Annotated in this window: 9 protein-coding genes; 2 read left to right on the top strand and 7 right to left on the bottom strand. The window is 30.2% G+C overall.

Annotation, left to right across the window (positions count from 1 at the left end):
• Window positions 1-15: 15 nt before the first annotated feature.
• The 6 genes from KPL55_RS07760 to KPL55_RS07735 all read right to left on the bottom strand — a co-directional run bounded on the left by KPL55_RS07760 (window position 16) and on the right by KPL55_RS07735 (window position 5,759).
• Window positions 16-441, bottom strand: a complete 426-nt coding sequence (locus KPL55_RS07760) for an ABC transporter permease (protein ID WP_216306139.1) — start codon at window positions 439-441, stop codon at window positions 16-18.
• A gap of 2 nt (window positions 442-443) precedes the next feature.
• On the bottom strand, window positions 444-1,190 hold the full coding sequence (locus KPL55_RS07755) for an ATP-binding cassette domain-containing protein (protein ID WP_216306138.1): 747 nt from the start codon (window positions 1,188-1,190) through the stop codon (window positions 444-446).
• Window positions 1,187-1,768 (bottom strand): UbiX family flavin prenyltransferase, encoded by a 582-nt coding sequence (locus KPL55_RS07750; protein ID WP_216306137.1) that lies wholly within the window; start codon window positions 1,766-1,768, stop codon window positions 1,187-1,189. The genes KPL55_RS07755 and KPL55_RS07750 overlap by 4 nt, the downstream gene beginning before the upstream one ends.
• Window positions 1,769-1,784: 16 nt before the next feature.
• Window positions 1,785-2,642 carry a UbiA-like polyprenyltransferase gene (locus KPL55_RS07745; protein ID WP_216306136.1) on the bottom strand — a complete coding sequence of 286 codons (858 nt, stop codon included), beginning with the start codon at window positions 2,640-2,642 and terminating at the stop codon, window positions 1,785-1,787.
• 112 nt (window positions 2,643-2,754) lie between these two features.
• Window positions 2,755-3,726 carry a polyprenyl synthetase family protein gene (locus tag KPL55_RS07740; RefSeq protein WP_216306135.1) on the bottom strand — a complete coding sequence of 324 codons (972 nt, stop codon included), beginning with the start codon at window positions 3,724-3,726 and terminating at the stop codon, window positions 2,755-2,757.
• Between the two features lie 188 nt (window positions 3,727-3,914).
• The gene (locus KPL55_RS07735) at window positions 3,915-5,759 is read right to left on the bottom strand and encodes an NAD(P)/FAD-dependent oxidoreductase (protein ID WP_216306134.1); all 1,845 of its coding nucleotides are present in this window, start codon (window positions 5,757-5,759) and stop codon (window positions 3,915-3,917) included.
• 361 nt (window positions 5,760-6,120) lie between these two features.
• Here KPL55_RS07735 and KPL55_RS07730 point away from each other — a divergent pair, with 361 nt between their 5' ends.
• A complete protein-coding gene (locus KPL55_RS07730; protein ID WP_216306133.1) occupies window positions 6,121-7,071 on the top strand; it encodes an ABC transporter substrate-binding protein in 951 nt (316 codons plus the stop codon).
• A gap of 64 nt (window positions 7,072-7,135) precedes the next feature.
• On the opposite strand, the gene KPL55_RS07725 is transcribed toward KPL55_RS07730, so the two are convergent.
• The gene (locus KPL55_RS07725) at window positions 7,136-7,399 is read right to left on the bottom strand and encodes a DUF3243 domain-containing protein (protein WP_216306132.1); all 264 of its coding nucleotides are present in this window, start codon (window positions 7,397-7,399) and stop codon (window positions 7,136-7,138) included.
• 150 nt (window positions 7,400-7,549) lie between these two features.
• Here KPL55_RS07725 and KPL55_RS07720 point away from each other — a divergent pair, with 150 nt between their 5' ends.
• Window positions 7,550-9,475, top strand: a complete 1,926-nt coding sequence (locus tag KPL55_RS07720; RefSeq protein ID WP_216306131.1) for a peptidase U32 family protein — start codon at window positions 7,550-7,552, stop codon at window positions 9,473-9,475.
• Window positions 9,476-9,492 lie beyond the last annotated feature (17 nt).

Below are 9,492 nucleotides of genomic sequence, written 5' to 3'. Positions count from 1 at the left end.
ATATATTCGAAATTATCAATTGCTGAAGCTCAAGAGGCTTATGATGAAGTGATCAATAGTTTTCCAATATAAGGTATTGCTTCTGGTGACAGCTATGTTCTTCATACCCCTTATAATAGGAAGTAATGCAATTTTAGGAACTGGATAACTAAAATATACAATTGGTGAGAGTATAACATCAATTTTTTTAAAGTATCCCATTAAAATACCTACAGGTACTCCTATTAACAAAGTGAACAATAAACCTACTATAATTCTAATTAAACTATAAACGGCATGAATTGCTATTTGACTATGAAAAGTTTGAAATATATTTATTATTATAACATATGGTGGTGGAAATAATGGCCTATTAATAATCATCGCAACAATTTGCCAAATGGCAAAAATAATAAAAAAAGCCGTAACAAAGTTACCTAGTTTATATTCTTTAAGTCTCATTCCTAAACTTCCCCTTTTAGAATCTTTCTAAGTTTTTTATTCATATTTATAGACTCTAAATCAAATTCTATATTTATATGTCCAAACAGTGGATTATCTATAACTTCAAGTACTTTTCCAGGACATGATGAAATTATAGCAATGTTCTTTGCTAAATATATTGCTTCTTTAATGTCATGAGTTACGATTATTGTAGTAACCTTATGTTCCTGCCATACTTCTAAAAACAATTTTTGAACTTCCTCTCTAGTTAATGCATCTAGTGAAGAAAAAGACTCATCCATTAAAAGTAAATCTGGCTTTAATAATAATGCCCTAGCAATGGATACCCTTTGCATTTGACCGCCACTTAACTGCCCTGGGTATCTTTTAACAAAGTCTTTAAGTTTTAGCTTGTCTACTAATTTTTCATAATATGCTATATCAATTTTTTTCTTTCCATCTTTAATCTTAGTTGATAAAAATATGTTCTCTTCGACGGTTTTCCATTTTACTAGTCCGTAGTTCTGTGGTATAAATCCAATCCTATGTACTTTGGGATTTACTTTTACACCATCTATTAAAACTTCACCTTCATAGTCCACAATTATACCCGCTAGAACTTTAAGTAATGTCGATTTTCCTCCTCCTGAGGGACCGATTATAGCACATATACCGCCTTTTTTAACTGTTAAACATGTTTTATCTAATACTTTTATGTGTTTTCCAGAATTTTTATAAGAAAAGCTTAAGTCATTTATTTTTATCATTTACCTCCACTCCACTCATGATATAAGTCACTATGGACATTTAAACTAGCAAGTATTCTACCTACAGTATTATTAATAATATCTTCAACTGTTTTAGGTTTTTGATATAGAGCCGGCATAGGTGGTATTATCATAACATTCAAATTGCTTAAAAAAAGCATATTGGATAAATGAATTGAACTAAGCGGGGTCTCTCTTGGAATCAAGATTAGTTTTCTTTTTTCTTTAATCATTACATCGGCAGCCCTTACTAGTAAATTATCAGAAGTTCCACATTTTATTTTAGATAATGTACCCATTGAGCAAGGCGCAATCACCATTGCATCGGTCCTAAAAGAACCACTTGCTATTAAAGAAAACATATCATCTATATCACATAATTTAAGCATTTCACTTCTTTTATTAATGGTTTGTAGCCATTCTTCAAAATTTAGTTCAACTTCATACTCTAATACTTTTTTCCCGTTGTTTGTGATAACTAAATAAACTTCATTATCTTGTTTTATTAATTCTTCTATAAGCCGTACACCGTATATACTGCCGCTAGCTCCAGTAATTCCTACTATATATCTTCCCAATTGACTCACCTCTTAACTATAATATAAAAACATCTAATACTGTAAAAACAAATATTAAAACACTTACTATCTGATTTATATGATAAGAAGCTATTTTCATTCTTCTCTCGTTAGTTGGAGAAACTATATAATGCTCTAATGCTAATAAAATAGCACTTATAAAAATTCCAATTAAATATATATATCCGCTATTCATTATGAAATATAAGCTAACCAGCAAAAAAATCATAATAAAATGAAATGCAGAAGATATGTATAAAGCACCATTTAAGCCGAATTTAGAAGGTATTGAAAACAAACCAGCACTCCTATCAAACTCAATATCTTGAGTTGCATAAATTATATCAAAACCGGCAACCCACAAAGTAACTATAGCACCTAGAACTATTGGTGCTATAGCAAACTTTCCTGTTACTGCAAGCCATGCACCTACAGGCGCACCACCACAGGTAATCCCCAAAATAATATGGCATATCCATGTAAATCTTTTAGTATACGAATATATTATAAATAGAAAAAGAGCCAGCGGTGATAATGCTAGGCAGAGAGGATTTAATTTATATGCTGCAAAAATAAATATTGAAAAGCATATAAAGACTATAACGAATACTTCATAATCATTTACTGTTCCTTTAGGCAAATGTCTATTTGCTGTTCTGGGATTTTTCTTATCAATATCTTTATCTACAATTCTATTTAGAGCATTTGCCCCATTTCGTGCTCCAATTAAAGCAATTAATATCCAAAATATTGTGCTAGCGGAAGGTAAACCATCGGCTGCCCAAATCATAGCTATTAAAGCAAACGGAAGAGAAAATAATGTATGTGAAAACATAACTAACTCTCCATAACTTTTAAGTTTCTTTAATACCATATTCACTTCACCTCTTATCAACCTTTTCTTTAATTTTATTTGACATTTCTATAGTATCTCGACAAGGATGTAAATCCTTATAAGCTATACCGTCATCCATTTCTAGAATAAATTAGAAATTACGATTTAATAATTTACGAGATACATCTTTAATTATTTCTTTGCTCTCGCAATTAGGTAATCTTTCTATATACTCGAAAGCTTTTTTTGTATATTTATCTGCTAAGTTCCTAGCTTTATCTATACCATTATATTTATTAACTAATATAATTACTTTAGATATATCACTATCATTTAATGTTGAGTTATCTAAAATAGTAGAAATTTCGTCATTTACATCCTCAGTCATTGCATATATTAGTGGTAATGTATAATAGCCTTTTATCAAATCACTTTGAGCGCTTTTTCCTAATTTATTAGTATCGCCGCTATAATCAAGCAGATCATCTATTATTTGAAAAGCCATACCAATATAATAACCAACTCGTCCTAGCAGTTTTGAAGTTTTTTCATTACAATTAGATTCCTTTGCTCCAGCATAAAAACTAATAGCAAATAATGCAGCTGTTTTGCCAGATATAATTTTTATATACTTTTTAAGGCTAGTATTTCGCATGTATCTAATGTTATATTGCCTTATTTCGCCCATGCAAATTTTAGATATTGCTTTTGAAATATCTCTTAAAATTTCAGTAGAATAACCAAATCCAGATACCATTATAAAAGATTGGCAAAATAAAAAATCACCTATATAAACTGCATACTCTTTACTGTATTTATGTTGCACAGTTTCAACACCGCGTCTAAGTTTAGATTCATCAATAACATCGTCATGAACTAGTGTGGCCATATGCATCATCTCAATTGCCGCTGCTAGATTTTGCATCTTCTTAGGGTCATACTCTCCAAATTTCGCAGCTAATAGTAAAAATGCAGGTCTTAACATCTTTCCACCAGCATTAACTAAAGGAGATATAGCTTCATCAAACTCCTTTTCACTAGACTTAACATTTTCTTTAATTATTTTTTTGATATTATCTAATTCTATTACAATATCAGGGTACTTTCCCCAAAATATACTCATATTATCACCTATGTCCAATTATTTTTATAAGTTGCCTTTGATATTAAAATAATAATTACTTATTATAAGTATTCCACTACAAAATCGAATGTCCTTTTAAAAATAATTAAAAGGACATTCGATTTATAATAAATTTTAATTATTGTTTAAAACTATATATATTATCTTAACATATTAGCTTATTTAAATTAGTCGATATATAAATATGATTTTTTAACAAAACCTATTCGCTTCCAATATTTTTTCAAAATAGGTAGTACATAATAATCCAAACCAAATGTACTGCCAGATCCACCTATAAGTGCAATTCCAGCTACTAAGTACCATAACATCTCAGTAGGAGCCATTCCTGAAGTCCAAATCATTGTCCCCATAGCAATTGACATAAGTGAAGCTAATGCTGAGAATAATCCTACTATTAGCATTAATCCTACGCATATTTCTGCAATTACCATACATGTTTGAAAAATTGCAGCTAAAGTTGTATATCCACCATCCCCAGTATAAAAGAAAGCATCCATAGACCATTTAACAATTTTTTCTATAAAACCAGGCACTGGCAATGCAACCACTGCTTCAACTGCAGTCTTTGCTGTATCTGCTGAAGCAGTTGCTGCGGTTGCACCATCAACTACTGGAGCTGGTATTAAAAATATTTTTGAGGGATCAGCTAGTATTTGTGGTAATTTTTCAAGACCTTCCGATAACCACTTGTATCCTACAAACATTCTTAGGGGCACAAGCCAAAAGTTAGGAGATGACTTAGAGAAATATCCACCAACAAGACTTCTATTATCTTTAACATGGAAAAATTCATGCATTAGATATGACCAACATTTATTGAATCCAGCAACCTGAAAGAAGTATACAACATTTATAAAGTGTTTAACGAATAATGCAAAGAATCCCGATAAACTATAGAACTTTTTACCAGCTCCGATGCTTGCTAATCCATACTTACCACCTATACATACCATTGCACCATGAAATGATGGTTTATAGGATTTCTTTTCAGTTCCAGTTATATCACTATGAACATTATGTGCAATTAATTCAGCAGATGCTTCTGCATTTTCTACCATCTGAGGTACAGGCCTTTCTTCACCCTCAGGGATAAAGAAGATATTATCACCAACAATATAAACATTTTTGTAATCTAAAGATTGTAATTTATCGTCAGTTACTATTCTTTTTCTACCCTTTTGAGCTATATCCATAGTACCGACAATATCTGAACCTTCAACCCCAGCTGTCCAAATTACTGTGTAAGTATTAACTGTACCATTATTCCTTAATGTAGCACAATCTTTTGTAACTTCTGTAACGCCAGCATTAGTAAGTACCTTAACACCTAATTTATTAAGCCTTTTTTTAGCTTTTGAGATTAACTTGTCCGGAAAAGTAGGTAATATTTTAGGTAGGTCATCTGCTAAATATAGAGTTACTTCTTTTTCTTCTATACAAAATTCCTTACATAATCTTTCTTTCCACTCACCTAATTCACCCATCATTTCAACACCTGTGAAACCACCACCAACAACAATAAATGTTAACAATTTTTGTCTTTCTTCTTTGTTTGGCTCTTTAACAGCTTTTCTGAACATCTGAAGAATATGTTCTTTTAAATTTACAGCGTCTTCATAAGACCATAATTTATGGCAGTATTCCTCAGCGCCTTTTATGCCAAAATAAGTTGGCTTAGATCCAGCACCAATAATTAAATAATCGTATTCATATCTACTGTTCTTAGATATTAATACGTTATTTTTGAAATCTAATTCAGTAATTTCGTCAAGTACAACATCAACTTTTCTTTTCGCAAATATTTTTTTAAGATCTATTCTTATTGAATCTTCTGAAACCCTTCCTGCTGCAACTTCATGAAGTTCCGTAAGTAATGTATGGTATGGATGTTTGTCAATAAGAGTAATTTCAATATTGTCATCTTTTTTGAATTTTTTAGCAAGTTTCTTTGCAGTTAAGACACCACCATACCCTCCGCCCAGTATTGCTATTCTTTTCTTCTCACTCATACTTTGTCTCCCTTAATTAAAAATTATTATAATTCATTTTATAAATTAAAATAGTATTACATTTAATCTTACTTTTTTTAATTATCAAAATATCTTTTTATCTTCTTAGTTAAAATTTTATCACAATAAAATTACCTGTGCAAATAAAGATTTGATTTGGTCATTAATTGTCTATTTTGTTAATTTAGTTCATACATAAATAGAACTAATTAAATGGTATCTATTTACATGAACTTAGCATAGTGTTACAATATCTGCGTTATTTACATTTTTTTTAGTCATTTTAATGATTTTAAGACTTTATTATTTTATCAAAATCAATTTTACAACTTCTTAAATTTATAAGTATTGGAGGAAGATTATGAGAAAAAAATTATTAGCTATAATATTGGTATTAACAATGAGTATTAGTATTGTAGGTTGTTCTACTAAAACAAATACAGAGTCAAGTGCAAAGGGATTAAAAACTTTAACTATTGGTGTAATGCCTGATGTAGATTCACTCCCATTTATTGTAGCCTCTCACAATGAGTATTTTAAACAAGAGGGACTAGATGTTAAAATAGAGCATTTCAAAAGTGCTTCAGACAGGGATTCAGCGCTTCAAACCGGAAAGATTGATGGTGCCATATCTGACATGCTATCAGTAGTGTTTTTTAACGATAATAAGTTTGAAGTTAAAATAACATCTAAAACAGAAGGCAGCTTTAAGTTAATCTCAGGAAAAAATTCTAATATTTCTAAAATTGAACAATCTAGTGGGAAATCTATAGGGATTTCCAAAAATACTATTATTGAATATTTAACAGACAGAATTATAGAAAGTGCTGGTATAGATGTAAACTCAACTAAAAAAATTGCCATTCCAAAGATACCGACAAGGCTTGAGATGCTAAACAATGGGAAACTTGACATGGCTACATTACCAGAACCGCTTGCAAGTACTGCAATTTCTTCCGGAGGTAAGGTTCTAAGTAGTTCTGACAAACTCGGTATAAATCCAGGTGTAATGATCTTTACAAAGAATGTTATAGACTCGAAGCCTAATGAAATAAAATTACTATACAACGCTTATAATAAAGCTGCCAAATATTTAAATGAAGAAAAACCAGAAAGATACATTGATTTTGTAATAAAAGAAGCTGGTTTTCCAGACACTGTAAAAGGAAATTTAACGCTTCCAAATTATTCAAAGGCTACTATGCCCCCTAACAAAGAACTTAAGCAAGTTATAACTTGGCTTAAAGCAAAAAAACTAAGTAGTAGTAATTATAAATTAGAGGATGTGTCAAATGAATCATTTGTTAAATGATTCCACATTAGCTATTGATGTTAGCATTTCTTATTGAAATGGTTTATATCAATAGCGTAATTGGTTAATGGTCTTTTTCTACCAATTTTATAATGATTTTTGTTAAAGTTTCCTTTTGCTCATTGCTGCAAGCTTCGAATAGTTCTTTTAAAAGACGTTGCTCTCTGTTTTCTGGGTCAATATTAGAAGATAAAAAATCACCTATTTTTGTGCCTATTTTTGCTATTGTATCTCCAGATAAGCCTACTGTTTCACCCATAGAAATTGCTGTGTACAGTGTTTTTTTCCATTTGTCCCAATCATTAATTACATTAATATTTAAATCCATTTTTACACCTCCGTATCTTTATAGAATTATTATTTACATATAAGCGTAAAAATACTTGTTTTTCTAAATAATTATTTTAAATTTAGATTATTAATATTATAATATATAACTTATAGTGATTTAACGTAAATGCAAGGAAGGATGTTTGATATGACTAGATTTTTTAATGAAAACGAAATAGAATTGCTAGCCCCTGTTGGGACTTTTGAAATTTTTAAAAAGGTCATTCATAGTGGCGCTGATGCTGTGTATCTAGGCGGAAAAAAACTTAACATGCGTATGCTTAGAAAAGATTATAACTTTTCAAATGATGAAATAGAAGAAGCTATTTCTATTGCTCATTCTTTAAATAAAAAGGTTTATGTAACAGTAAATAATCTTCTAAATAAAGAAGATTTAGAAGATGCACAGGAATATTTAAGGTTTTTAAATAGAGTTCAACCTGACGCCTTAATTATTCAAGATTTTAGCATCTTAGAGCTTATTAAAAGTTTAAATTTAAACCTTTCAATTCATTCATCTGTAATGATGAATGTCCACAATTTAGAAACTATTATTGCTCTTAAGGAATGTGGAGTTACTAGAGTTGTTACATCTAGGGACATTGATTTAGCTACCATAAAAAATATTCATAAACAAACAGATATGCAACTAGAATATTTTACTCACGGAGATATGTGTATTGCTCATGGGGCTCAATGTTTGTACAGCGGAATTATTTTCGGGAAAAGTAGTAATAGAGGACTTTGCATGAAGCCTTGTCGTTGGAATTTTACAATGAAAAAAGATGGGTTAGTATATCCAAGTAAGTATCCTATGGCTGTTAAAGATATGTATATGTATGAACATCTTCCTGAAATGATTGAAGCAGGTATTATGTCCTTTAAAATAGAAGGAAGAATGAGAGATTCTGATTACCTAGTTACTATGATTAATTATTACAGTGACGCTATAAATAGGTATATAGATGATCCGATTTGTTATGATAGAAGAAAAGATGCAAAAAGTATTTTTGAAACTCGCATTAGAGACTTATCAACTTCTAGAGCATTTGGAAAACCAGGTCTCTCAAACATAAACACACGGAGTGAAGGAACTGGTAAAATTTTCAGTAAACCTATAGATGAAATCGAAATTACTAAAGAAAAAATAGAAGAAATCAAAGGTATATTACGTGTTAAATCGTGCAAAGCTCAAAAACCAAAGTTAAGTGTAAAAGTGAATTCATATTCTCAGGCTAAAGTTTCACTTGAAGAGGGCGTTGACTCAATTTATTTATCAGGAGAAGTATATGCTCCAGACATTCCTTTTAGCAAGAGTGAAATACTTAAGTTAACAAATAATAAAAAAGACACAAAAATATATTTATGTTTTCCAAGGATGATGTTAGAAGAAGATTTTTCAAAGTATAGTCATATGCTTTCTGAAAATAACTTAGGACTTGATGGACTAGTTGTTACAAACTTAGGCGCAATTCATAAATATAAGTCATTGCCACTTGAGCTTATTGGCGATTACTCACTAAATATTTATAATCATATTGCTGCTAGTTTCTTTAAAAAACAAGGGTTATCTGTTGCAACTCTTTCGCTAGAAACACCACTGATAGATGCTATAGATGTTATTTCTAAAACTACAATTCCTATAGAAATTATAGTTCATGGGTCACCTACTGTAATGTATATGGATCATGATTTATATGAGAATACCAAAATTTTAAAACCTACATTTCATGAAAATAATTCTATTGTGGATAATACTGTATTGGTTTTAGTTGATGAGAAGGGAAATGAACACCCAATAATGAGAGATAGCTATAGCAGAAATCATATGATGCTTTATAAAGAGCTTTGTTACTTGCCTTTTCTTAAAGAGCTTAATGATATTGGTGTAAATAATTTTAGAATTGAAGCTTGTAATTATGATGTCCATGAATTACAAAAGATTTTAAGTACTTATAGAAAAGCTATTATTGACTTAAGCAAATGTGTGGAATTATATCAAGATTTAAAACCAGTTTTTGGGGGATTTACTCTCGGAGCTTTTCAATTTAATGAGACACATAAAAACAAATAACTATTAAGGGAGATTAA

The sequence above is a fragment of the Clostridium lacusfryxellense genome (genome assembly GCF_018861735.1).
In the GTDB taxonomy this organism is placed as follows: domain Bacteria; phylum Bacillota; class Clostridia; order Clostridiales; family Clostridiaceae; genus Clostridium_AD; species Clostridium_AD lacusfryxellense.
This window is presented reverse-complemented; position numbering and strand designations above follow the sequence as displayed.

Coding starts and splice junctions, on each gene's coding strand:
- KPL55_RS07740 (WP_216306135.1), bottom strand. CDS start 3,726: ATGAGTATATTTTGGGGAAAGTACCCTGATATTGTAATAGAATTAGAT.
- KPL55_RS07735 (WP_216306134.1), bottom strand. CDS start 5,759: ATGAGTGAGAAGAAAAGAATAGCAATACTGGGCGGAGGGTATGGTGGT.
- KPL55_RS07745 (WP_216306136.1), bottom strand. CDS start 2,642: ATGGTATTAAAGAAACTTAAAAGTTATGGAGAGTTAGTTATGTTTTCA.
- KPL55_RS07720 (WP_216306131.1), top strand. CDS start 7,550: ATGACTAGATTTTTTAATGAAAACGAAATAGAATTGCTAGCCCCTGTT.
- KPL55_RS07730 (WP_216306133.1), top strand. CDS start 6,121: ATGAGAAAAAAATTATTAGCTATAATATTGGTATTAACAATGAGTATT.
- KPL55_RS07725 (WP_216306132.1), bottom strand. CDS start 7,399: ATGGATTTAAATATTAATGTAATTAATGATTGGGACAAATGGAAAAAA.
- KPL55_RS07760 (WP_216306139.1), bottom strand. CDS start 441: ATGAGACTTAAAGAATATAAACTAGGTAACTTTGTTACGGCTTTTTTT.
- KPL55_RS07755 (WP_216306138.1), bottom strand. CDS start 1,190: ATGATAAAAATAAATGACTTAAGCTTTTCTTATAAAAATTCTGGAAAA.